This is a genomic window from Acinetobacter beijerinckii CIP 110307, assembly GCF_000369005.1.
Lineage (GTDB): Bacteria > Pseudomonadota > Gammaproteobacteria > Pseudomonadales > Moraxellaceae > Acinetobacter > Acinetobacter beijerinckii.
The window spans coordinates 1156781-1179352 of the sequence record NZ_KB849765.1 but is presented as its reverse complement, the minus strand read 5'-3'; the positions used below and the strand labels follow the sequence as shown (position 1 = coordinate 1179352).

Here is a 22572-nt window from a genome sequence, read left to right as displayed (position 1 = left end):
CAATCAACATGGAACTGAACATGGCTCAAGCATTATTGGCAAAATTAAAAGATGGCTCAGCAAAATTTGCAGATGTATTAGCATTTATTGAAACACGTTATGTACATACTCCGACCGCTTTTCAAAACGGCGCACAATACAACGCTGCCACTGAAAACCAAGGCAGTGCCAAAGTGTTTTCTTTTGCTAAAATCGAAGGCTTAAATACAGAAGATACTTTAGCTTTATTTGCTGAACATTATGCTTCAGTTGTTGCCACGCCTGATGCAAGTGACCATCAGAACATTCGCCAATTTATGCAAAATGGTTGGGATGGTGTGAAGTTTGAAGGTGAAGCATTAACTGCACGTTGATATTAAAAGCAGGAAGGCTAGATGCCTTCCTTCTTAATCCATTCATGCATTTATAAATAAAGCCGTCAACAACCCCATCGCGAGCAAATAAAAAATAATGGGTAATCCTAAGAACCAAAACTTTGCCCAAGCATTCGTATTAAACACCAAACTTGCTGCTCGATAACTCACCCAACATGACCAAAACATAAAAGGCAACGCCACGAAGTTGAGAATAGTCGAGTTTTCATAAGCATCAAGATAGTTGTTATACAACAACGTTTGTAACACCGTGACCACAATAACGGGTAAAGCAGCAACCAATGACTGTAATGCCCAAACATGCCTTGCCAGTTGAGGATCTGCATCTTTGACACCAGAAAATTGTAAACGCTTTTTATACCACCAACCATGTATGAGCCAAACAATTACGGCAGACAGTGTTCCTACACCCAAAACGAGTAACCAATAACTCCACCAAGCATCGGCAACATCAAGCATGAACGATTGACGATTGCTGAATTCGGCTTTAAGCAAATTTTGATCGACTCGATCCATGACAGAAAACATGCCAATAATGTAGGCAGCAAGGATGATACTTCGAGGATGATAAATAGCTGGTAAAGAAAAAAACTTTTTCGGTTGAAAGAATAGTAACCATAAATTTTTAGGTGCGAAGGGTAAAATTTCTTTTTGCTGTTGTTTATCTAATGAAAACTCAGTACTCATAAGTGCTCTTAATAAATTGATTTAAAATATTTATGCTCCAATCATAGCCAACGCTGTATAGAAAAAGAAGTTGATTTTATTATTTGATAAAATAGCGCAAATAATCATCTAGCATCTCAACCAACAAAAGAAATGATTTAAAATTTAGAGTAAAAGTAATATGAAATACTCAATTTTTGAATAGAAATAACTGAGAGAAATTATGTCGATAATACACACGGATCTATCAAAAAAACTAAGACAAATGACATTAAAAGCTCAAGGATTAACTCAAAAGCAGCCATTTGGATCAGGGAAAGAAGCTGTGCTTTCTGCAATTGAACAGTTAGGTTACGTACAAATCGATACCTTATCTGTTGTCGCTCGAGCACATCATCATACGCTTTGGACTCGAATTCCAGATTATCAATCACGATGGCTCGATCAATTAGTTGATGAAGCTCGGATATTTGAATATTGGTTTCATGCTGCCGCATATTTGCCGATGCAGGATTTTCGATTTGTGCTTCCCAAAATGTTAAGCATAAAAAATGGTGAATCTCGTTACTTTAAGGCTGATGCTCAAGTCATGCGTGATGTATATGACAAGATAAGAATCGATGGCCCGCAAAAATCGAGAGAATTTGAAAGTTTCAGTAAAAATAATAGCAGTTGGTGGAATTGGAAGCCCACAAAAATCGCGCTTGAACAACTTTTTATGCAAGGTGATTTAATGATCAGCGCCCGCAAGGGAATGGAAAAAGTTTATGATATTCGCGACAGAGTCCTTCCCGCTAGTGTGAATACAACACTTCCAACTGCTTTAGAGTACGCTGAATACTTAGTCAAAACTTACCTTAAAGCGTATGGTTTTACCACGTTGAAACAGATTACACATTTGAAAACAGGTACGTTATTACGAAATAATGTAGAAACTATCCTCAAGCAAATGCTTGAAGAAAAAATGATTCAAAAAATTGTAACGCATGACCAGCAAACGATTTATGTACTCAATGAATTAATGGAATGGAACGACAATTCAAATCCGCCCAAAGTGTCATTACTTTCCCCTTTTGATAATTCAATTATTCATCGTGACCGTGTAAAAACACATTTTGACTTTGACTTTCGACTCGAATGCTACACACGCCAAGAGAACAGAAAGTATGGATATTTTTGCTTGCCCATTTTATTTGGCGATGTATTTATTGGTCGGGTTGATTGCAAAGCTCACCGTAAAAGTGCTGAATTTGAACTTATTCATTTACATATCGAAAATACACAAATAGACATGGCATTGTGGCTGACACCATTTCTTGAGACCCTGCACAACTTTGCACGCTTTAATCAATGTCAATCAATCTATGTCTCAAAAATCAGCCCAGTCGAATTATGTAGTATGATACGCAAGCATATCGAAACCATTAGGATAACTTAAAGCAGTATCTCTAAGGTCGTTCTAATTGACGTAAATGATTAGTTAAACTATAAAAATCACCACCCATTTTCCCTACACTGTCGAGTAACTGTTGATCAATCATCTGACCATTCCATAAATGATCATCAACATAAATTGATTTCACATCAAGTAATGCCACCGTTCCACCCGATGGCAGCGTACTGAGTTGAATCACTTCTCTAAGCTGGCACTCATAACGTACAGGCGCATGTTTTACCGCTAATGAAGCTACGGTATGACTTGGTTCTGACGCTATATCAGCAAAATCAAACTCGCTTTGGTCAGCGGGCAAGAGCGCACAGGATAAGTTCATTTTTTCCAGCAACTGTGAGTTTACGATATGCACCACACATTGCTTGGTATCGATTAAATTTCTCAATGTGTCTTTATCATCACCACTTCTTGGATTGACTTGTGAATACCACAGAATAGGTGGATTACAACTGGCAACATTAAAAAAAGAATAAGGTGCAAGGTTAGCTACACCTTCAGCAGATAAGGTACTAATCCATGCGATCGGCCGCGGTGTAATTCCGCCGACCAAAAGACGATAGATTTCATTTACCTCTAAATGAGATGTATCAAAAATCATAAATTTACACTGCCTTTAAGGGCGTTCAGAATATTGTGGTAAATCATCCGCGATGCAATCCCACTCTGCTTTAGACGCAACAAAAATATGCATACTTGGTTTTTGCTGTAACGGCGTATCTAAAGTACCAATTCTTAAACGGTAATATTCTGGTGTATCTGTTTTTATGCTCATAATCGGTGAACCACATTCTGAGCAAAAACAACGCTGCGTCGTTGCGGTAGATTGAAATTTTTTTAATAAATGTTCACCTTGTATAATTTTAAAATCAGTGACTTTGATCGGTGCATTGGTCGCAAATGCCGTACCATTTGCTTTACGGCAACGTTGACAATGACATTGGATAATCTCTCCAATTTCACCTTGGATTTCGTAATGAATCCCATCACATAAACAACTGCCACGATACACGGGTAAAGTTTGAGACATTGCGAATCCCTTTGATGAATTTTCCATTAAAAATATAGGCTAGAACTCAGCACCATGCAAATTACAAATGCATTTTTTCGAAAAACATTCGATTGTCTCAGATCATTATTTAAGCTAGGAATTCATTTCAACTTTTTGGTTTAATACAGCTTGGGCCCGTGCATGATCAATATCTTTTTCCCAATGCGCAATCGCAACTGTTGCCACACAATTTCCGATCAAATTGGTACAAGCACGTACAATTCCAATAAACCAATCAACGGACAATAATAAAACCAAACCAATGGTTGGAAGACTAGGAATAACAGATAAAGTCGCTGCTAAAATCACCAATGCTGAACCAGGGATACCATGTGCGCCTTTTGAAGTTACTAAAGAAACTAGTAAAATTGCCAGTAAATCATGCATTGATAAATCAATATTGCAGGCTTGTGCAATAAAGATAACCCCAAGGGTTAGATAAATAGAGAATCCATCTAGATTAAAAGAATAACCTGTCGGAATGACCAAACCCACCGTCGAATCCTTAATCCCTAAATTTTTCAATTTTTTCATTATCTGTGGTAACACTGAATCGGAGGATGCTGTTCCCAATACAATTGATAATTCTGCTTTAAAATAATTGAGAAATTTAAATATATTTAAACCTATAAATTTAAGGATTCCACCTAAAATAATCAATACAAACAAAATACAAGTCACATAAAACAATAAGACTAAATAACCCAGCTGAATCAACGAATCTAACCCGAATTTAGCAGTGGTATAGGCGACTGAACCAAATACTCCAACGGGTGCTAAACGAATGATTAATGCCATCATTTTAAAAAACACTTCAGAAAAAGCTTCAATTGCTTTACATACCCATTCTGCCAAATGTTTTGGAATCATGAGTAAGGCGACACCAAACAAAATCGCGATCAATAAAACTTGTAAAATATCACCACGGGCAAAAGCATCTACAAATGTTTTAGGAATAATATGTAGTAAAAAATCTGATCCCGAACTCATCGTATGTGCACGTTCGGTATACACATTTAAATCTTTGCCATCTAACTGAGCGATATCAATATTCATACCAACGCCAGGTTTGAAGATATATGCAATCACAATCCCCAAAACCAATGCAAAACTGGTCACGATCTCAAAATATAAAATCGTTTTTGCACCAACCTTTCCCATTTTCTTAAGGTCATTTGCGCCATACAGTCCGAGTACGACCACACAGAAAACAATTGGTGCAATTAACATCTTGATCAATGCAATAAAGCCATCGCCTAACGGCTTCAAAGCTAAAGAAAAATCGTGAAAGCTGATTCCAATGATAATACCGAGGATTAATGCAAAAATGACTTGAAGGAATAGACTGGACTTAAACTTTTGCAACATTGAACATTCATCAATTAATAAGATAAATCTCAACTTTGCAAGAAACTCGCCAAGAGATAAAAATCGCGTTATTTAAAACATGAAAAATACATTAAATTTAACAAATACTTTTAAAACATAACGTTATAGAATTCTATGCTAAATATTGATGTACTCCTGCTCCTGCTGCTCGCCCAGTTGCAAAACACGCAGTAAGTAAATATCCCCCTGTTGGTGCATCCCAATCCAGCATCTCACCACAACAAAACACATAAGGATTCGATCGCAACTGTAATTGTGCTGATAAAGCGATCTGTTTCACACCACCCGCACAGCTAATCGCTTCTTCGATTGGGCGGAATCCATCGAGTGAAATATTGAGTTGTTTAATCTGCTGTGCCATCTGTTTTGCATCAGACCATATATTTTTATCAGTGATTTCACGCAGCAAATTAATTTTGACACTGTCCAAACCAGCTTTGCGCCAAACATTGGTTAAAGATTGTTTTTTATTTGCTTGTAATTTTTTTTCTAATTGCTCAATAGTCATATCAGGCAATAAATCTAAATGTATATTCAAAGCTTGCTTTTGACTCTTCTGGTCTCTTAAATCACGCCCTAATTTATAAATCACACCACTTTCAAAACCATAGTGAGTAATCACAATATCACCATGCGTTTTGTTTTCTGCATTCACCCACGCATCAACGCGTTTAAGTGGTTGCCCAAAACAATCTTGCATAAACGGTGACCATGCTTTTAACACACCTGCATTACTGGCTTGAAACGGTTCAATCTGATGCTCAGACAACCACTGCTGCCAAGCACCATCACTACCGAGTTGCGACCACGACACAGCACCACACGCCAATATAATTGCATCATATGTCGCATTGAATTGCTGGTTTTGATTTTGAATCGTTAATTGGTTATTACTTAAATTGATACAACGATGGCGATAGTGAAATTTAACGCCATCATCTGCTAACCGTTTTAACCAAGCACGAAGTAAGGGAGCAGCTTTCATTTCAATTGGAAAAACCCGACCAGAACTCCCCACATAGGATCCAATACCCAAACCCTGCATCCAGCTTTGAATCCATTTCGCGTCCCAATGTCTTACCCATGGACTTAACCACATTGCGTGATCATAGCGTTGAATAAAAGTATCGATTGGCTCGGCATGCGAAATGTTTAAACCCGTTTTTCCTGCCATCAAAAACTTACGTGCCGCAGAAGGTTTTTGTTCAAATATTTCAATTTGATAATCATATTGACTTAGGACTTCAGCAGCCATTAATCCCGCAGGACCAGCACCAATAATCGCAACACGTTTAGACATCAGATTGCTCTTGAGCGTTTTGACCTTGCAAAGGTGCAAAATCATCAAAGCGTGTCGAATAGCCATCAGGTTTACGAATAACTAACTGCTGGCAAAGTTCACCACGTTCTAAATATTTAACTTCAAAATGTGTACGCGCAGAATCCGTTGCTATTTTTTGCTTTTCATAAGGCAACTTCCAAAGCTGAAGCAACTGCTGTTCAGCTTCATCGATATATTCAGGAATATTACTTGCGAGCGTAATGGTGCCATTCGGTTGAAGTCGAGAAAGTAGGAACTCAAAAAACGGCATATTCAGCCAACGTTGAGCAGGATTATGTGGTTCAGGATTCGGATAAAGAATAAAAAATTGTTCTACTTGTGAAGGAAACAAGGCATGCACAACCCAAGGTAAAGCATCTGCATGAATTGGGTTTAATAATTCTCTAGGTTCGAGTTGATGCTGCTTCTGCATCGCCATAAATTTTTCTTTGGTTCGCTCAATTGCGTACAACGTTTTTTGCGGATTTTGCCCTGTAAATAGCAAAGCGTGTTTACCTTTTCCAGCACCAATTTCTACACAAATCGGTGTATTAGGAACGGCGATAAAATCACGAGGGGCTTGCATACGCTGTGCTTGAAATTGACGAATCGACATAATCTCATCAAACTATATAAAAATCGGCATAAGTCTAACAACTCACCTTACTTTTGCCTAATCTATTTGTTTTATGTTTTAGGAATTTTCTATGCCACGCACATTTCCCTGCCCTCGTTGTGGTGAAGCCAGTACTTGGGAAGACAACGCATTTCGTCCATTCTGCTCAGAGCGTTGTAAATTGATCGATCTTGGTGCTTGGGCAAGTGATGAATATAAGCTGCCTACTCAAGATGCTCCTCAAGCAGGCGATAAACGTCAAGAAGATGATTACGAAGATTAACCTGCTTTACTTGCAACGAAAGGGTTAAATTGTTTCTCATAGCCGATTGTACTGATCGGGCCATGCCCAGAGATAAATTGAGTTTCATCAGGTAAGCTAAAACATTCTCTTTTAATAGAATCTAATAGCTGCTGATGATTCCCTTTTGGGAAATCTGTACGTCCAATTGAACCCTTGAACAAAACATCGCCAGTCCATAACAAAGCATGCTTGGCATTATAGAACATGACATGACCAGGCGTATGACCAGGCGCAAAGCGAACTTCAAATTCATCTTCACCTAGTTTCAATGTTTCGCCGCCCTCAAGCCATTGATTGACTTTGACAGGTTGCGGAATAGGAAAACCATAACGCGCTGAAACTTCCTGAATCATATCCAACCAAAATTGATCTTCTTTATGTGGACCAATCACAGGTACTTTCCATGCTTCAGCAAGTTCTCCAACCGCACCTGCATGGTCAAGATGTCCATGTGTTAACCATAGCGCCTTAACGGTTAAACCTAAGTTTTCAATTTCTTTTTTCAAAACAGCGGCATCACCGCCTGCATCAATCAAAACCGCTTCTTTACTTTCACTGTCCCAAAGAATAGAACAATTTTGGGCAAATGCAGTAACGGGTACAATTTTGACTTGCAGCATAAAAACCTCTGGCGGAATAGAAAATCGATTTAACGATGGGCTAAGGTATGAGTGAGAGCATCAAGATTAGCCTGAACCAGACTTGCAAGCAAATCAATATGTGCTTGATCACTGTTCAATGCAGGAATATAAGCGTACTCACCACCACCTGCATGCTGAAATGTCTCTTTATTCTCAATCGCTAATTCTTCCAAGGTTTCGAGACAATCTGCTGAAAATGCGGGACTGAGCACTTGAACAGATTTCACTTTTTGTTCGCCCCATTGTTGCAAAACGACATCGGTATAAGGTTTGACCCATTCTTGCTTACCAAAGCGTGACTGGAAACTCACAGCCCACTCATCTTCATTTAAATGTAAGGCTTCAGCGACGAATTGAGCGGTGATGCGACAACGATCAGCATAAGGATCGCCTTTATCTGCATAAGGCTGTGGAATACCATGAAAGGACATCAGAAGCTTTTCAGGCTTACCGTGTTGTGCTTGGTAAGTTAAAACACTATCCGCCAATGCCTGAATAAACATCGGATGCTGATAATAATCTTTAATTAAAGTAAGTCCAGGTAAATGACGTTGTGTGGGTATCCATTTGGAAAAAGCATCATAGAGTGGTGCTGTTGATGTTGCCGAATATTGTGGAAACAACGGTAAAAGAATAACGTGCTCTTGAGGATCTTTCTGAAGTTGCTCGAAAACATTATAAATACTAGGTTGACCATACGTCATCGCAGGTAAAACTGTGAGATCAAATTGATGATTCTCATCTTGTAACCGTTGTTTGACTAATCGCGTCTGTTCAAGCACGATCTCACGCATTGGAGAGTCATTTGACCAAACTGAGGCATAAGCTTCAGCAACACGTTTTGGGCGAAAGGTCAAAACGAATAAATGTAAAATCACCCACCAAATGGGTTTAGGGATTTCAATCACTCGCGAATCAGATAAAAATTGCTTTAAGAATCGACGTACTGCAGGTGCAGTCGGTGCATCTGGCGTGCCTAAATTTGCTAAAACCACGGTCACTTTGGGTTTTGGTCGAACTGACATGGATTGCTTCCGCTATAGCTGAATTTATTCAAATACTTTAGCAGTTTTATGATTTATTTTTAAATTGAATTAATGCATTGTCTTCATTTGAAAAACACGATTACTATCTAAAATATTACTTTCTAGTAGCTTCTGACCTTTAGGTGTCAATTGCCATAACATGCGCTGACGATCATCACGTCCAGTCGGGATGATCCACTCATTTTGACGCATTTGTAATTTAATTTCATGTAATGCACGAATATTGATTTGCGCACGAGAAACGGCATGAGCCCTTGGCATATCTTTACGCGCATCATCCAACCCCGTTTCATTTAAATATTCATTCATACGTTTAGAAAAATATTCTTCTGGTGTTGGAATGATAAATGAAGCACCTAATACGTTGAGTAATTGCGCCCATGTCATTTTACGAAATGGCTTAACTTCTTTGAAATTACCATCTTGATAGGCATGCATACGATATTCAAATGAATATAGCTCATGCATCGAAACTTTAGCTACAGAAGAAATAGGGTCGGCTTCACGACTCCCCATCTCTGTTTCAAGTTGTTTGACTTTAGCGCGTAAGTTATCAATTTCATCTTGTAAAACTTGAGTATTTTGAGGACGTACCCAACCCACAACAGGGTAACGCTCTAACATTTGCGGCATATTTGAACGCACCGCAAGCTCTAAATCTCTCAAAGTACGATAACAAAAGACTTGGTCAACTTCGTGTTGCAATTGCTTTCTAAACTCTTTGAATTTTTCTCTTAGTTCAGGTTTGTTGTCATGTAAATGTATTTCACGAGATTCAGGATCATCATGCATAAATACAATCACAGGTTTTTGCTTCGTCATTGCATAAATGTATTCCAAGTGCATATATCCAACACCTGAAACTGATTGTTCCCCATATTGACTACCAAGCAAAATCACCACGTAATCACAATCATCGATTTGGCGACGCGCAATTGAAGTACTTAACGGCGTTCGTTGTTCTAAACCCCACGAGAAAAAGCCCATGCCAACCAAAGTTTGAGTCAATACCGCTCGTTCTGGCTGCATTTCATTACCAGAAGTAGAGATAAAAACTTGATAGCGAGTGTCTTGCATAGGCTGACCCCAATTCACGTATCCATCATTTAAAGCAACTGAGCTAAAAAAAGATGAATAGATAACCCCAAAAAATTATTAAATATGGTTTAGTAAAGCATTTTAGCTAAACAGTTTCCAAATTTTGAATCGTCCATGTTAATTGTTCTGGCATAAGATGCTGGAGTACAGGCTTTAACTCAACAGCATTACCACCACTGACATAACATTCAATACGTGTAATATTATGACTTATTTTGTCACATAATAACCTATTTTTTATCAAAATATATGCAGTTTGTCGTGCTACCGCCTGCCCTGAATCAATTAAATTCAACTTTTCACCCGAAACCCGACCAATTGCTTCTTTTAGAAATGGATAGTGCGTACATCCAAGTACTAAAAAATCTGCCCCTTGCTTTAAAGCAGGTTCTAAAATCATGTGCAGCTCATTTAAGCATGCTTCACTCATTTCAGCGCCTGATTCAACAAAAGGCACCAACTTTAAACTGGTGATTGTTAAAACACTCACCCCAGCAGGTTCAGCAAATCTGTTCATGACATCTTTAATCAACTGACCACGAAACGTTGCAGGCGTAGCAAGTACGGCAACGACCTTACTTTGCGTTTGTAACACTGCTGGTTTTAAAGCAGGAACTAATCCCACAATTGGAAAACGTTCGCCATAATGCTCACGTAGATAATCTAAACTAAATGCAGATGCGGTATTACAGGCAACGACTGCGATTTTACACCCCTGCCGATACAGCCATTCAATTGCCTCAGCCGTAAACTGGCGAATCTCGTGATCTGAACGTGCGCCATACGGTACATGTGCAGTATCAGCATAATAAAGAATACGCTCATTGGGTAAATGCCGAGCAATTTCTTGCGCGATCGACAAACCGCCAATTCCAGAATCAAAAACCCCAATAGGTGCATCAGCAAATGCATGTGGCATCGGATTGAGTAAAATCGGCATAGGTTGAACAGCAGTCATACACACATTGGTATTGGTTTAATTACTCTTTCAAGCTTAAACCTCAGGTGCTCAAATGCAAGACCAAATCACCACTTTTTAATGTTAAAACCGTGTCACCTTGTGAATTTTCAGACAAAGAACCATAGTTCACGAGATGATAAAAACTTTGACGTTGAATTAATGCATTCATCCCGAAGCGAACATGCACATAAGGTCGCAGTTCTCCCTCGTACTCACGCATAAAAATAGGGTGCTCTTTATCGATAATCACGACATCTTGATTAATCGTCGTCAGTTGTAGGTAACGCTGACCGTCTATTTCAATTTGATCTGCTTGGTTCACCAATAAAGGTTCATCTTCAACTTCAATTTCAATCTGTTCAACAGGCGTTTTCAGATAAAACTTATCATTCTCTTTCCATAATACTTTACTAAACAGATCAAGGAGTGCTTGTCGTTTAACCAATTGACCTTCGTGCCACCATTCTCCATTGGCTTTTATCTTCAAATCCATTTTGCCACAATGCTTTGGATGCCATTGCTCTAATGGTGGAATTGACCTTTTGTGACTTTGCTGTACATCTTTTAAGTATTGTGCAATGTTCATTAAGTTTTTATCATCAGAAAACACGATTTTTCCTGTATTCTGTGAAGAATCATTTTCATTTATCATAGTTTATGCCTTGCTGACGAGAAAATATGACCGCTCAGCCAATTGGCGAGATCATGGTTTAAAACTATACTACCCCAAACGTTTGCAAGCACAAGAGTATGGTTTGTGTTTAGCAATTAAGAACACTCATGGCAGCACCGAATCGCAATATTACGGTTGCCACCCTTAAAAATATGAGGAGTCCTACATGGAACACATCGAACGTGAAGCGATGGAGTTTGACGTAGTGATCGTAGGTGCAGGACCTGCGGGTTTATCTGCTGCGATTAAAATTCGTCAATTAGCGATTGAAAACAACCTATCTGATCTTTCTGTATGTGTTGTTGAAAAAGGCTCTGAAGTAGGTGCGCATATCCTTTCAGGTGCTGTACTTGAGCCCCGTGCTATGAATGAACTCTTTCCGAACTGGAAAGAGGAAGGTGCGCCATTAAACGTTCCTGTAACAGATGATGAAACTTATTTCTTATTGTCTGATACCAAATCACAAAAAATGCCATATTGGATGGTTCCTAAATCAATGCACAACGAAGGTAACTATGTTATCTCTTTAGGTAACGTTGTTCGTTGGTTAGGTCAAAAAGCTGAAGAATTAGAAGTTTCTATTTTCCCTGGCTTTGCTGCATCTGAAGTGCTTTATCACGAAGATGGTACAGTAAAAGGGATTCAAACAGGTGATATGGGGATTGGTAAAAATGGTGAGCCAACACATAACTTCACTCCTGGTTATGAGCTTCATGCTAAATACACATTATTCGCTGAAGGCTGCCGTGGTCACCTCGGTAAGCGTTTAATTGCTCAATACAATCTTGATAAAGATGCTGATCCACAACATTACGGTATCGGTATTAAAGAGCTTTGGGAAATTGATCCTGCGAAACATAAGCCAGGTCTTGTAATGCATGGTGCGGGCTGGCCTTTGTCTGAAACTGGTTCTGCTGGCGGTTGGTGGTTGTATCATGCTGAAAACAACCAAGTAACTTTAGGTATGATCGTAGACTTGTCTTACGAAAATCCTCACATGTATCCATTCATGGAAATGCAACGCTGGAAAACACACCCAACGATTAAGCAATTCCTAGAGGGTGGTAAGCGTATTTCTTACGGCGCGCGTGCGGTTGTGAAAGGTGGTTTCAACTCTTTACCTAAACTCACGTTCCCAGGCGGCTGCTTGATCGGTGATGATGCTGGTTTCTTGAACTTCTCAAAAATCAAAGGCTCACACACTGCAATGAAGTCAGGCATGTTATGTGGCGAAGCTGTATTTGAAGCCATTGCTGCTGGTGTAGCTAAAGGTGGTGATCTTGCGATTGCTCGTGTACTTGAAGGTGACGATCATTTCGCGAAAGAGTTAACAGCTTATACCGATAAATATAACAACTCTTGGTTAAAAGAAGAGTTATATCAAGCACGCAACTTTGGTCCAGCTATGCATAAGTTTGGTACTTGGTTCGGTGGTGCATTTAACTTTATCGATCAAAACATCCTTAAAGTACCATTTACACTGCACGATCTAAAACAAGACTTTGCTGCACTTAAAACAGTTGATGCATCAACATTCAAACCGAACTACCCAAAACCAGATGGCAAGTTGACTTTTGATCGTTTATCTTCTGTATTCGTATCGAATACGGTGCATGAAGAGAATCAACCAGCACACTTAAAGCTGACTGACCCATCAATTCCAGTGAATGTAAACTTACCAAAATGGGATGAGCCAGCTCAACGCTACTGCCCTGCTGGTGTTTATGAAATCATGGAAAATGATGATGGTTCTAAACGTTTCCAGATCAACGCTGCGAACTGTGTACACTGTAAGACGTGTGATATCAAAGACCCATCACAAAACATTACATGGGTAACGCCTGAAGGTGGTGGTGGTCCAAACTATCCAAACATGTAATAAAACAGCCACCTTCTCTGTAAAAGCATAGCTTTTACACTTGCGGCAGGACAAAGCATTGCTTTGTTCTTCCTGCCTCAGGTGGTGGTGGTCCAAACTACCCTAACATGTAATCTTTAATTTGTGCTGAAGTTAGTTTTAGCACAAAGTAAGATAAGAAAGCCTCATGAAATATGAGGCTTTTTTTTATTTCTGAGGATCTTCATCGACATCAAATTGCTTATATGCTTTAGACAACACACTAATCGTCTTGATCTGCTTTCCAAATCGACGGCATGAACGGCACATCATCAAGTGCAGTTGTAAACCACTGTGTTCTTTCAATAACAGTTGCCGATCTTGCTGTTCAGAAAGTAACTGTGTTGCTTGGCGACAAGTCAGCATGAACAATCTCCTTCAAGTAGCCATTTATTTTCTAAACACTCTCGTAAACGTGCGCGACTTCGATACATCAAAACATTTAAATGAGAAATGGTGAGCTCTAACTTCTGGCATATTTCTTCTGAACTTAACTCAATCATCTCTCTTAACATAAAAACTTGCGCATATTTGGCGGGTAAATGATTTAAACATGCATCAAAGATGATCCAAAAATCTTGTTGTTCCATCATTTCTTCAGGGCTTTGCCATGCCTGAGGTGCTTCATATTTATGCCAATGTCCAGCCTTATCAAATAATTCATCTATACTCAAATCAGATTCTTGATCATCGAAAAGCTCAGACATGGTCGTTAAGCGACTTTTTTGCCGAATTAGATCGACAATCTTATTTTTTAAAATAGCAAAAACCCATGTTTTAAACGCAGCACGTCCTGAAAATGATCTCAGATGTTCAAAAGCACTCGTTAATGCTTCTTGTACAACATCTTCAGCTTGTTGAAAGGATGAAAGTTGTAGCACTGCAAATTTGATCATTTGCTGTCGAAGATCATTTAAATATTCGGTGTTGTGCAATTGTTGATTTAAATCATCATTATCAACCGAGGCTAGATGCATATTGATGCCTTATTTAACACAATCTTGAGGACTATATATCAATTCTAAGCGAGTCAATAAATTAGATAATGCATTGATCTGTAAATCAAACTCTTGCGCAGTTAGATCAGATAAAGTCGAGCTCATCAATTTACGCAGTTCACTCTCAGCCAATGGCTCTTGATTAAGTTTTTCGATCAGATACGCAAATAAAGGCGATAGCGGCTCCACACAGACCTGATCATCTTGATTTCGCCACACCATAATTGCGCTAGGATCTTGCTCAAAGTCAGTTTGATCGAGTGTCCAGCGATAAACTGGGTATTGATAGACCAAAACCCACACTTGGGTGGTAAATTGCCATACTGAATTATGACTAATATGCCTTTCAGGAATATCTAAAGTATCCAAATACAATTCTAGCCATTCATATTGGAGTAACTCGGCTAACCACGGGTAAGTTTGTAGAACAGGATGCTGTTGATCGCTTAAGTATTCTCTAAATTGCAGTGAAATATCATTATAAAATGGCGATTGATTCATAGATTTTTGAAAAAATTCTTCTAATAGTTGTTGCCATGTTGGCTTAGGTAAAATCGATCGTGCGACTGGATAAACTAAATCGACAAAAGAACTTACGTTATTAAATAATAACTCTCGATAAACACGCATACGTTCAGTTTCAAAGGATGATGGTATGGGTTGTTTAGGATCACGTATCCAATTACAAAATGCGTTTTGGGTATCTTGAAAAGAGTGGAATTTATTATTCATTTTATTATCCTCATAATTCTGCAAGACATGCTGTGTTAGAGAATGCTGGCTGAATTAAATATTGTTTTTGTATGCTTTCAATTTTCGCAAGTTCAGCTTGTAATTCTTGCCATGTCGGAATATTAAAATCACGTTCTAATAATGTTGGTTTTACACCATGTTGTTGATAGGTAAACTGCAATAATTCCCAAACTGGATCACAAACCTCTGCTCCATGCGTGTCAATCAGTAAGTCATCACCCACTTGCTCATGACCAGCAATGTGTAAATAACGGATACGATCTTGCGGCATTTTTTTGATAAATTCATAAGGATCGGTCTGATGGTTAATGCTGTTCACATAGACATTATTTACGTCTAAAAGTAATTCACAATCTGACCTTTGAATGACTTCGGCAACAAACTCTGCTTCGCTCATTTCAGCATGTGGCATCAAATAAGTGGACACATTTTCAAGCACCAACTTTTGCCCAAGAATATCTTGAACACGAACAATGCGTTCTGACACATATCGTGCCGCTGCTTCAGTCATCGGGATAGGTAATAAGTCATATAAATAGCCGCCGTCATTGGTATAGCTTAAATGCTCTGAATAAGTCGTGACCTGATAGCGTTTTAAAAATGTTTTTATTTGTTGAATAAATTCAATATTCAGTGGATGTGGACCACCAATCGATAAAGAAAGTCCATGACAAATCAGAGGTGCTTTTTCAGCACATTGTTCAAGCAGTTTGGCATGTCGACCACCAAAACCCATCCAGTTTTCAGGTGCAACTTCGATGAAGTCTGGATAAGTATCCAAGTTTAAAAAGCTGTCGATAAAGTCGCGTCTTAAACCTAAGCCAACACCTGTTAAAACCGTCATGGAATATTCCTTATTGAATGATGTAGACCCGAATTACGATTGATCTACATCATTCATTGATATATTGATTCTCTGGCAAATTATTTAGCAGCACCGCATTTTGCATCAGCTGCCTTTTTATCTGCACCACATTTTGCATCAGCTGCTTTTTTTGCTGCTCCACATTTAGCATCGGCAGCTTTTTTATCAGCTCCACACTTTGCTTCCGTTGTTTTATGTTGTTTTTTCGCTTTGTCAGCACCACATTTCGCTTCACCACACTTTGCATCTGCTGTTTTAGTTACATGTGTTTCAGTTGTAGTTGAAGCAGCGGAGACTTGAGTTGCTGCACCAACCATTGAAAGTGCAACTAATGCAGCAACTGATGTCATTGAGTTTAATTTATTCATTTTGAAGTTCCTTTTTGAGTCAATTCTTGGGTTTGTACTAGGGTACATATCATTAGACGAGCGACCAATCCATTTATTACAGTTAAAACTAAAAAAATTATTGTAATAAACCAACTCTTCAACCGACTAATAACAATTGAATGCTACTCGGTGTGAAATTCTCATGAAGTACTTAATCAACTCAGTATTACAACGCTATCAAAAATGCCTACAACACTTTAAACATTTAGATGGCATGGCTGCACTGGCACTAAGAATCTACCTTGTTCCTATTTTCTGGATGGCGGGGCAAAATAAACTGATGCATTTTAATGATACGGTTGAATGGTTTGCCAATCCTGATTGGGGCTTAGGCTTGCCCTTCCCTACCCTCATGGCTATTCTTGCAACTTCAGCAGAACTTGGTGGCGCAATATTATTGGCTCTTGGGCTATTTACCCGTTTAATTAGTATTCCACTGATCATTACGATGCTCGTTGCGATCTTGACGGTACATCTACCAAATGGTTGGCAAGCGATCGCAGATGCACATGCTCCTTTTGCAAATGCACAAGTCTTGGCATCTACAGAAAAATTAGAAAAAGCACGCGAAATTTTACAAAACTATGGAAATTATGACTGGCTTACATCGAGCGGTTCATTCGTCATCTTAAATAATGGAATCGAATTTGCTGCAACTTATTTGATTATGCTGCTCGCTTTGCTTGTACTCGGTGGAGGACGATACTTAAGTTTAGATTATTGGCTATCTCAATCTCTCAATCGATTTAATAAGTAAGAAAATGATACACAACACAGTCGCATGGCTTAGTTCAATCTAGCCATGCTGACCACCATCAACCGTTCGAAAAACTCGATTTTTAAAAAATTAATTTCAGATTGTTTAAAACGAAAGCTTGTTTAGCCTTTCTGAACTAAATAGCGATATTCAGTATGACTATTTTCATCGAGGCTTTCTTCTTTCAATAACAACTCATGACCTAAATGCATACAAAATTTAGGAATATCCCATGATGTTGATGGATCAGTCGCCAATACTTCAACGATGTCGCCTGACTTTGCTTTACGAATAGCTTGATGCAACATCATCACCGGTTCAGGGCAACGTAAACCTCTCGTATTTAATTGAATAGTAGCAAGTTGGGGTTGTTCAGACATCATAAAACTCAAATATTTTAATATTCACATTTTAACATAAAGTGCAGTTATAAAAATCATCGGCAGCTTTTTGAAAAACTGTACATTTTTTGCATCGTTTTATTGATGCATATCCGCTTTTTCTTCGGTATGATGAAAATCATCTAATTGATATAGAGAGTCTTTAGGAAAGATCATGGTCGAGGAATCCAGTCCGTCGTGGGGTATGCGTGGCTTAAGAAAATGGTTAGGTACCGCACCTGAAACCCGCGATGAATTACTTAGATTAGTACAAGATTCACGTCGCTTTTTAGAACCAGACACCGTTGCTATGCTTGAAGGTGTGCTTGATCTACCAGCCACAAAGATTCGAGAGGTGATGACGCCTCGCACAGCGATTATTAGCTTACAAGAGGATGATCAACTACTTGATATCTTGGATGTTCTAATTGAATCTGCGCATTCACGTTTCCCAGTATTTTCTGCTAATCAATCTGACAATGTTGTGGGTATTCTGCTAGCAAAAGATCTATTACCGTTCCTAACTGAGCGAAATGTCAAAGTTGATATTAGCGCACTCATGCGTCAACCTGTATTTGTTCCTGAAAGCGCACGTTCAGATCAAGTATTGCGTATGCTCAAAAACACTCAGACTCATATTGCAATCGTTATCGATGAATATGGCTCAACGTCTGGCTTAGTCACCCTTGAAGATATTCTTGAAGAAATTGTGGGTGAAATTGAAGACGAACATGATATCGCCGATGAAGAGGCACTTTATATCGTCCCAGATAATGATCCAACTACAGCGAATACTTGGATTGTTCAAGCACTTACACCAATCGAACATTTCAACACTATTTTAGATGCTGATTTTTCTGATGATGAAGTTGAAACTATGGGCGGCTTACTGCTACAAGAAATTGGTTTAGTGAGCGATTTACAAGGTCAAACCATTGAACTTGGCGATTGGCAATTTACCATTATTGAAGCAGATGCGCGCACTATTCATCTGATTCGAGCTGTACGTCAATGAGAACCTATTTTGAAAAGCTGTTAAACACTTCTCAATCACAAAAACAGTTGCCTTTTATTTTTCCACTGTTGATTGCACTGACCTCAGGTGCAATCTTTAGTTTTGCTTTAGCCCCATATTACTTTTGGTGGCTCGCAATTTTATCGCCTGCCTTGTTATATGCAATATTGCATCAACGTACACCAAGACAAGCTTTTGCACTTGGTTGGGCTTACGGTTTTGGCTTGTGGTTTGTTGGTGCATTTTGGTTGTTTACCTCTATTCATACCTATGGAGACACCAATGCATTTTTAAGCATCTTGATGATTGCCTTTATGGCAACCGCAATGGGCTTATTTACAGCTTTTCAGACTTGGCTTTATCGTCGCTTCTTCCCAGAAACCCCACTCACCTTTGCACCGCTTTGGGTATTATTTGAATGGGCTAAAACTTGGGTATTTACAGGTTTTCCTTGGTTATTTGCTGGCTACGCTTTTACTGAGCGCTTACTCGATGGTTACGCTCCGTTATTTGGGATTTACGCAATCTCATTTGTAGTGATCGTCATTGCTTGTGCTTTGGTTGAAATCTTAAAAGGTCGTTGGTTTTGGGCTATTCCGTCTGCTCTTCTGGTATTAGGTGCTTGGGGCGCTGGATTTATTCAATTCGTGCAGCCTAAAGCGAGTAAGCCACTCAGTGTGTCTTTGGTTCAGGGTAATATTCCGCAAGACCTGAAATGGTTAACCGAGTACCAGATTAAAACCTTAGAGATTTATGCAACCCTCACCCGTACAGAATGGGGACGTGATCTGATTGTTTGGCCAGAATCATCAATACCAATGTTTCAAACGGATATTCCAGAATTTTTGGATGCCATGGCGGCACATGCAAAAAAAACTGATACCGCTTGGGTCACAGGAATTCCTTATTGGGATTTAGCAAAGTCTCAACAAGTCGGCGAGCCTCTGTATTACAACAGCATTATGTCATCAGGCAGTGAATCGCATGGTTTGTATAAAAAGCAGCGACTGGTCCCTTTTGGTGAGTATATTCCATTATCAGGTATGCTGAAGTGGGTTCTGCCTGCAATGCAAAATGATGTCAGTATGAGCGGTTTTTCTCGCGGCGAACCTAATCAAAAACCATTAATCGTGAAAGGTCATGCACTAGCAGCTGCGATTTGCTACGAAGTTGCTTACCCTAATTTGACTCGTCGTAATGCAACCAATAGTGATTTTTTAATTACTGTGTCTAACGATGCTTGGTTTACAGGTACAGCCGGCCCTTGGCAACATTTGCAAATGGTACAAATGCGTGCCAAAGAAAACGGTCGTTGGTTTATTCGTGCCACCAATACCGGTGTAACTGCATTTATTGATCACAATGGTCATATTGTTAAACAAGCACCGATTGATAAAGAAGCCGTTTTACGTGGTGATTTACCTGCAATGCAAGGACAAACGCTTTACAGTCGTTTAAGTGATTATCCAATTCTAATTTTCTCAGTTTTATTATTAATTTTAGGTTGGATTTATCGCCCTCGAAAAGCTGATATTTCATTTAAATCAAGAAGATAAAATAAAAGAGCGTTTTGAAATCAAAGCGCTCTTTTTTATTTCGTTATTAAATCATTATCATATTAGATTACGAAAGAAAATTGCACACTGAGATAAGCAACTAAACTCGACAAAAATAACATAGGAATATAGCGGTAGGCTTTAAACAACAATTGCTCATACTTGGAAATCATCTCCTGATTGTCCCATACCGTTGTTTTTAAGGCGCTTAGGAAGCAAAGCAGAAACCATGCACTTAACATCGTCAAAGCAAAGAAACCAATCATAATTTGACTACTGCCTTCAGCAGCTTGCCATAAACTTAATGCAGCTTGACTCATCGGTAATAAACTTAAAATAAGCAATACAGATTTAAGCATTGCCCAATGAAACTGATTTAGTTCATCCAACAAAAAAAATGCTTTCATCTGATTTCCCCATACCTGAATTAAATGGTCTGAATTGATTATGCAAAGCTTTGATCTAAAGAAATAGTCTATTTTTATGCATAATTTCTTTTTCTTGTAACTATTAAATATGGGAATAATTCTTATTATAACTATCAAATAGCCAATATTTTAATTTATTATTATTTTTCAAAATCTTAATTAATTTTATCAAATTAAGAAACATTATCACTTCACTCTCGATTTATTTATTCTAAAGTGAAGTGACATTTTAACTCAGTGATTATGGCTGATAATAAATATCGGCATCGTTTCCTTCGCCACCTTCTTTACCATCTGCACCGAAAGAATATAAATCAAATGAGCGACCTTCACGACCTGGAATGACATATTGTAAGTCATTTTCCCAACTGTCTTTTGGATAGCCACCTTTCACATATCCACCTGGCAACCAATTTTTAGCTGAAGCAGGTTGATTCACCAATGCATCTAAACCGCCATCTTGCATTGATGGATAACGACCATTATCGAGTTTATATTGATCTAAAGCGCCTGCTACACCTTTAAGTGTAATACTAGTGGTGTCTACTTTGGCTTTTTCACCACGTCCCATGACATTCGGAACGATCAAGGCAGCCAAAACACCTAAAATGACAATCACAACCATCACTTCAATTAACGTGAAACCAGATTGCTTCATATACATTTTTTGCTTATTCATTTTCATCTCTTTCATGCAATTTATTAAATCATATTGTTCATATTAATAATTGGCAACATTACCGCAATCACGATTACCAATACAATCGCCGCCATAAAAACCAGCATCAGTGGCTCAAGTAATGCCAACAACGTGGAGATAAAGGTCGTGACTTCTCGATCTTGCATCGTTGATGCGCGATCTAGCATTCGATCTAATTCACCTGAAGCTTCACCACTACGAATCATTTGTACCATCATTGGAGGAAAATAACCGCAACGCTCTAACTGTGTTGCTAAATTACCACCTTCTGTTACACGCTCCATCGCCACTTCAATTGCATCACGAATCACCCAGTTATTACTGACTTCCGCACCGATACGTAAAGCTTCAACCAATGGTACGCCTGAGCGAGTTAAAATCGATAAGGTACTGGCAAAACGTGCTGCATTTATACCACGTGAAAGTTTACCAAATAGTGGCAATTTGAGTGTTAATCGGTCAAATGCATAATGTCCAGCAGTGGTTCTCAAAAAGCGAGTGAATAAGACGATCGCGATAAATGCAATAATCAGCATCCCTACCCATGCTTGGCGAATAAAGGCACTAATCTTCATCAGCAGAACCGTAATCCACGGTAAAGCTTCTTTACTTTGTTCAAAGGTTTTTACAATCTCAGGTACAACATAAGTCATCAAACCCATCACAATCCCAAATGACATTAACATCAGGATAATTGGATAAATCATTGCACCTTGAACTTTCTTTTGCATTGCGAAACGATTTTCGGTGTAATCAGAAAGTTGATCTAAAATCAGATCTAAATGTCCTGAGCGTTCACCCGCAGCGACAGTGGCAATATAAAGATCTGGGAAACGTCCCGATTGCAACATCGCCTGTGCCAATGAATGACCTTCTAAGACTTTGGAACGCACGGAAATCAAGAGGTTTTGTACATGCGCTTTTTCACTCTGTTTGCTCACAGCACGTAATGCTTCTTCCAAAGGAATACCTGCTGCAACTAACACTGAAAGTTGGCGCGTCATGAGTGCCAAATCATAAGCACTAAAGCTCTTTTTAAACCATGAACGCTGTTGTTGTTTATCTTTTTGCTCAACCGCATCGACCGCAAGCGGTGTCCATGCTTTATCTCGCAACTGTTGACGAATTTGGCGTGCAGAATCTCCTTCAAGCACACCTTTATGTTGCTTTCCAGAAGCATCAAGAGCAGTAAATTGATAAGCAGGCATGGTTCTGTTCTAATTGTCCCAAAATAGTTGTCGTTA

The 22572-nt window shown here is 38.9% G+C and carries 28 protein-coding genes; 8 read left to right on the top strand and 20 right to left on the bottom strand.

Translation table 11 applies throughout. The features are described from left to right. Positions 1-20 precede the first annotated feature (20 nt). Positions 21-353 (top strand): HopJ type III effector protein, encoded by a 333-nt coding sequence (locus F933_RS11080; protein ID WP_005051163.1) that lies wholly within the window; start codon positions 21-23, stop codon positions 351-353. Between the two features lie 42 nt (positions 354-395). On the opposite strand, the gene F933_RS11075 is transcribed toward F933_RS11080, so the two are convergent. Further along, complete coding sequence (locus F933_RS11075) at positions 396-1061, bottom strand: YIP1 family protein (protein WP_005061168.1); 666 nt, start codon at positions 1059-1061, stop codon at positions 396-398. A 202-nt stretch (positions 1062-1263) separates the two neighbouring features. Here F933_RS11075 and F933_RS11070 point away from each other — a divergent pair, with 202 nt between their 5' ends. Further along, positions 1264-2478 carry a winged helix-turn-helix domain-containing protein gene (locus F933_RS11070; protein WP_005061166.1) on the top strand — a complete coding sequence of 405 codons (1215 nt, stop codon included), beginning with the start codon at positions 1264-1266 and terminating at the stop codon, positions 2476-2478. A gap of 10 nt (positions 2479-2488) precedes the next feature. Here F933_RS11070 and F933_RS11065 read toward each other — a convergent pair whose 3' ends face one another. The 5 genes from F933_RS11065 to F933_RS11045 form a co-directional block, all read right to left on the bottom strand. Continuing rightward, positions 2489-3091, bottom strand: a complete 603-nt coding sequence (locus F933_RS11065; protein WP_005061164.1) for a flavin reductase family protein — start codon at positions 3089-3091, stop codon at positions 2489-2491. Between the two features lie 15 nt (positions 3092-3106). Then, positions 3107-3520, bottom strand: coding sequence for a GFA family protein (locus tag F933_RS11060; RefSeq protein ID WP_005061161.1), 414 nt, complete (start codon positions 3518-3520; stop codon positions 3107-3109). Positions 3521-3634: 114 nt separating this feature from the next. After that, positions 3635-4909: a C4-dicarboxylate transporter DctA gene (dctA, locus tag F933_RS11055; RefSeq protein ID WP_005061159.1), complete on the bottom strand. Its 1275-nt coding sequence runs from the start codon at positions 4907-4909 to the stop codon at positions 3635-3637. A gap of 133 nt (positions 4910-5042) precedes the next feature. Next, a complete protein-coding gene (locus F933_RS11050) occupies positions 5043-6230 on the bottom strand; it encodes a TIGR03862 family flavoprotein (protein WP_005061156.1) in 1188 nt (395 codons plus the stop codon). Continuing rightward, positions 6223-6867, bottom strand: coding sequence for a class I SAM-dependent methyltransferase (locus F933_RS11045; protein ID WP_005061154.1), 645 nt, complete (start codon positions 6865-6867; stop codon positions 6223-6225). Before F933_RS11045 ends, F933_RS11050 begins: the two co-directional genes overlap by 8 nt. A 91-nt stretch (positions 6868-6958) precedes the next feature. Here F933_RS11045 and F933_RS11040 point away from each other — a divergent pair, with 91 nt between their 5' ends. Continuing rightward, entirely contained in the window at positions 6959-7150 is a 192-nt protein-coding gene (locus tag F933_RS11040) for a DNA gyrase inhibitor YacG (protein WP_005061152.1), read from the top strand. On the opposite strand, the gene F933_RS11035 is transcribed toward F933_RS11040, so the two are convergent. The 5 genes from F933_RS11035 to F933_RS11015 form a co-directional block, all read right to left on the bottom strand. Next, positions 7147-7791: an MBL fold metallo-hydrolase gene (locus F933_RS11035; RefSeq protein ID WP_005061149.1), complete on the bottom strand. Its 645-nt coding sequence runs from the start codon at positions 7789-7791 to the stop codon at positions 7147-7149. The genes F933_RS11040 and F933_RS11035 overlap by 4 nt on opposite strands. A gap of 29 nt (positions 7792-7820) precedes the next feature. Beyond that, positions 7821-8837 (bottom strand): ferrochelatase, encoded by a 1017-nt coding sequence (hemH, locus tag F933_RS11030; RefSeq protein WP_005061146.1) that lies wholly within the window; start codon positions 8835-8837, stop codon positions 7821-7823. A gap of 69 nt (positions 8838-8906) precedes the next feature. Then, positions 8907-9935 (bottom strand): DUF4062 domain-containing protein, encoded by a 1029-nt coding sequence (locus tag F933_RS11025; protein WP_005061143.1) that lies wholly within the window; start codon positions 9933-9935, stop codon positions 8907-8909. A gap of 106 nt (positions 9936-10041) precedes the next feature. After that, positions 10042-10914: a glutamate racemase gene (gene murI, locus F933_RS11020; RefSeq protein WP_005051139.1), complete on the bottom strand. Its 873-nt coding sequence runs from the start codon at positions 10912-10914 to the stop codon at positions 10042-10044. Positions 10915-10957: 43 nt separating this feature from the next. Continuing rightward, positions 10958-11569 (bottom strand): DUF1285 domain-containing protein, encoded by a 612-nt coding sequence (locus F933_RS11015; RefSeq protein ID WP_005061140.1) that lies wholly within the window; start codon positions 11567-11569, stop codon positions 10958-10960. Positions 11570-11579: 10 nt separating this feature from the next. Between F933_RS11015 and F933_RS17160 the strand changes: the two genes are divergently transcribed. Both F933_RS17160 and F933_RS11010 read left to right on the top strand, forming a co-directional pair. Beyond that, the gene (locus F933_RS17160; protein ID WP_155757327.1) at positions 11580-11738 is read left to right on the top strand and encodes a hypothetical protein; all 159 of its coding nucleotides are present in this window, start codon (positions 11580-11582) and stop codon (positions 11736-11738) included. An 18-nt stretch (positions 11739-11756) separates the two neighbouring features. Beyond that, positions 11757-13469: an electron transfer flavoprotein-ubiquinone oxidoreductase gene (locus F933_RS11010; protein WP_005061138.1), complete on the top strand. Its 1713-nt coding sequence runs from the start codon at positions 11757-11759 to the stop codon at positions 13467-13469. A 186-nt stretch (positions 13470-13655) separates the two neighbouring features. Here F933_RS11010 and F933_RS11005 read toward each other — a convergent pair whose 3' ends face one another. The 5 genes from F933_RS11005 to F933_RS10985 all read right to left on the bottom strand — a co-directional run bounded on the left by F933_RS11005 (position 13656) and on the right by F933_RS10985 (position 16471). Beyond that, positions 13656-13853, bottom strand: a complete 198-nt coding sequence (locus F933_RS11005) for a zf-HC2 domain-containing protein (protein ID WP_005061136.1) — start codon at positions 13851-13853, stop codon at positions 13656-13658. Then, positions 13847-14464: an RNA polymerase factor sigma-70 gene (locus tag F933_RS11000; protein WP_005061134.1), complete on the bottom strand. Its 618-nt coding sequence runs from the start codon at positions 14462-14464 to the stop codon at positions 13847-13849. Before F933_RS11000 ends, F933_RS11005 begins: the two co-directional genes overlap by 7 nt. A 9-nt stretch (positions 14465-14473) precedes the next feature. Beyond that, a complete protein-coding gene (locus F933_RS10995) occupies positions 14474-15217 on the bottom strand; it encodes an HvfC family RiPP maturation protein (RefSeq protein WP_005061132.1) in 744 nt (247 codons plus the stop codon). A gap of 10 nt (positions 15218-15227) precedes the next feature. Further along, entirely contained in the window at positions 15228-16082 is an 855-nt protein-coding gene (locus F933_RS10990) for an HvfB family MNIO-type RiPP peptide maturase (RefSeq protein WP_005061130.1), read from the bottom strand. 80 nt (positions 16083-16162) lie between these two features. Next, complete coding sequence (locus F933_RS10985) at positions 16163-16471, bottom strand: HvfA family oxazolone/thioamide-modified RiPP metallophore (RefSeq protein ID WP_005051121.1); 309 nt, start codon at positions 16469-16471, stop codon at positions 16163-16165. A gap of 163 nt (positions 16472-16634) precedes the next feature. On the opposite strand from F933_RS10985, the gene F933_RS10980 reads away from it, so the two are divergent. Beyond that, positions 16635-17249 carry an HvfX family Cu-binding RiPP maturation protein gene (locus F933_RS10980; protein WP_005061128.1) on the top strand — a complete coding sequence of 205 codons (615 nt, stop codon included), beginning with the start codon at positions 16635-16637 and terminating at the stop codon, positions 17247-17249. A 122-nt stretch (positions 17250-17371) separates the two neighbouring features. Here F933_RS10980 and tusA read toward each other — a convergent pair whose 3' ends face one another. Next, positions 17372-17629 (bottom strand): sulfurtransferase TusA, encoded by a 258-nt coding sequence (gene tusA / locus F933_RS10975; protein ID WP_005061127.1) that lies wholly within the window; start codon positions 17627-17629, stop codon positions 17372-17374. Positions 17630-17804: 175 nt separating this feature from the next. On the opposite strand from tusA, the gene F933_RS10970 reads away from it, so the two are divergent. Together F933_RS10970 and lnt are read left to right on the top strand one after the other, a co-directional pair. Then, complete coding sequence (locus F933_RS10970) at positions 17805-18644, top strand: HlyC/CorC family transporter (RefSeq protein ID WP_005051114.1); 840 nt, start codon at positions 17805-17807, stop codon at positions 18642-18644. Beyond that, the gene (gene lnt, locus F933_RS10965) at positions 18641-20200 is read left to right on the top strand and encodes an apolipoprotein N-acyltransferase (protein ID WP_005061125.1); all 1560 of its coding nucleotides are present in this window, start codon (positions 18641-18643) and stop codon (positions 20198-20200) included. Before F933_RS10970 ends, lnt begins: the two co-directional genes overlap by 4 nt. A 62-nt stretch (positions 20201-20262) precedes the next feature. On the opposite strand, the gene F933_RS10960 is transcribed toward lnt, so the two are convergent. The 3 genes from F933_RS10960 to gspF form a co-directional block, all read right to left on the bottom strand. Then, the gene (locus F933_RS10960; protein ID WP_005051109.1) at positions 20263-20607 is read right to left on the bottom strand and encodes a hypothetical protein; all 345 of its coding nucleotides are present in this window, start codon (positions 20605-20607) and stop codon (positions 20263-20265) included. 262 nt (positions 20608-20869) lie between these two features. Next, positions 20870-21307: a type II secretion system major pseudopilin GspG gene (gene gspG / locus F933_RS10955; RefSeq protein ID WP_005051105.1), complete on the bottom strand. Its 438-nt coding sequence runs from the start codon at positions 21305-21307 to the stop codon at positions 20870-20872. A gap of 23 nt (positions 21308-21330) precedes the next feature. Continuing rightward, on the bottom strand, positions 21331-22536 hold the full coding sequence (gene gspF, locus F933_RS10950; RefSeq protein WP_005061123.1) for a type II secretion system inner membrane protein GspF: 1206 nt from the start codon (positions 22534-22536) through the stop codon (positions 21331-21333). Between the last annotated feature and the right edge of the window lie 36 nt (positions 22537-22572).

Bases quoted from the DNA above. Each gene is read 5' to 3' on its own strand.
- lnt (WP_005061125.1), top strand. From the start codon at position 18,641: ATGAGAACCTATTTTGAAAAGCTGTTAAACACTTCTCAATCACAAAAA.
- F933_RS11025 (WP_005061143.1), bottom strand. From the start codon at position 9,935: ATGCAAGACACTCGCTATCAAGTTTTTATCTCTACTTCTGGTAATGAA.
- F933_RS11060 (WP_005061161.1), bottom strand. From the start codon at position 3,520: ATGTCTCAAACTTTACCCGTGTATCGTGGCAGTTGTTTATGTGATGGG.
- dctA (WP_005061159.1), bottom strand. From the start codon at position 4,909: ATGTTGCAAAAGTTTAAGTCCAGTCTATTCCTTCAAGTCATTTTTGCA.
- F933_RS11065 (WP_005061164.1), bottom strand. From the start codon at position 3,091: ATGATTTTTGATACATCTCATTTAGAGGTAAATGAAATCTATCGTCTT.
- murI (WP_005051139.1), bottom strand. From the start codon at position 10,914: ATGACTGCTGTTCAACCTATGCCGATTTTACTCAATCCGATGCCACAT.
- F933_RS11080 (WP_005051163.1), top strand. From the start codon at position 21: ATGGCTCAAGCATTATTGGCAAAATTAAAAGATGGCTCAGCAAAATTT.
- F933_RS11045 (WP_005061154.1), bottom strand. From the start codon at position 6,867: ATGTCGATTCGTCAATTTCAAGCACAGCGTATGCAAGCCCCTCGTGAT.
- F933_RS10980 (WP_005061128.1), top strand. From the start codon at position 16,635: ATGAAGTACTTAATCAACTCAGTATTACAACGCTATCAAAAATGCCTA.
- F933_RS11050 (WP_005061156.1), bottom strand. From the start codon at position 6,230: ATGTCTAAACGTGTTGCGATTATTGGTGCTGGTCCTGCGGGATTAATG.
- F933_RS11005 (WP_005061136.1), bottom strand. From the start codon at position 13,853: ATGCTGACTTGTCGCCAAGCAACACAGTTACTTTCTGAACAGCAAGAT.
- F933_RS11070 (WP_005061166.1), top strand. From the start codon at position 1,264: ATGTCGATAATACACACGGATCTATCAAAAAAACTAAGACAAATGACA.
- F933_RS11035 (WP_005061149.1), bottom strand. From the start codon at position 7,791: ATGCTGCAAGTCAAAATTGTACCCGTTACTGCATTTGCCCAAAATTGT.
- F933_RS11075 (WP_005061168.1), bottom strand. From the start codon at position 1,061: ATGAGTACTGAGTTTTCATTAGATAAACAACAGCAAAAAGAAATTTTA.
- F933_RS10985 (WP_005051121.1), bottom strand. From the start codon at position 16,471: ATGAATAAATTAAACTCAATGACATCAGTTGCTGCATTAGTTGCACTT.
- gspG (WP_005051105.1), bottom strand. From the start codon at position 21,307: ATGAATAAGCAAAAAATGTATATGAAGCAATCTGGTTTCACGTTAATT.
- F933_RS11000 (WP_005061134.1), bottom strand. From the start codon at position 14,464: ATGCATCTAGCCTCGGTTGATAATGATGATTTAAATCAACAATTGCAC.
- F933_RS11015 (WP_005061140.1), bottom strand. From the start codon at position 11,569: ATGATAAATGAAAATGATTCTTCACAGAATACAGGAAAAATCGTGTTT.
- gspF (WP_005061123.1), bottom strand. From the start codon at position 22,536: ATGCCTGCTTATCAATTTACTGCTCTTGATGCTTCTGGAAAGCAACAT.
- F933_RS10990 (WP_005061130.1), bottom strand. From the start codon at position 16,082: ATGACGGTTTTAACAGGTGTTGGCTTAGGTTTAAGACGCGACTTTATC.
- F933_RS10960 (WP_005051109.1), bottom strand. From the start codon at position 20,607: ATGAAAGCATTTTTTTTGTTGGATGAACTAAATCAGTTTCATTGGGCA.
- F933_RS10970 (WP_005051114.1), top strand. From the start codon at position 17,805: ATGGTCGAGGAATCCAGTCCGTCGTGGGGTATGCGTGGCTTAAGAAAA.
- F933_RS10995 (WP_005061132.1), bottom strand. From the start codon at position 15,217: ATGAATAATAAATTCCACTCTTTTCAAGATACCCAAAACGCATTTTGT.
- F933_RS11010 (WP_005061138.1), top strand. From the start codon at position 11,757: ATGGAACACATCGAACGTGAAGCGATGGAGTTTGACGTAGTGATCGTA.
- tusA (WP_005061127.1), bottom strand. From the start codon at position 17,629: ATGTCTGAACAACCCCAACTTGCTACTATTCAATTAAATACGAGAGGT.
- F933_RS11040 (WP_005061152.1), top strand. From the start codon at position 6,959: ATGCCACGCACATTTCCCTGCCCTCGTTGTGGTGAAGCCAGTACTTGG.
- hemH (WP_005061146.1), bottom strand. From the start codon at position 8,837: ATGTCAGTTCGACCAAAACCCAAAGTGACCGTGGTTTTAGCAAATTTA.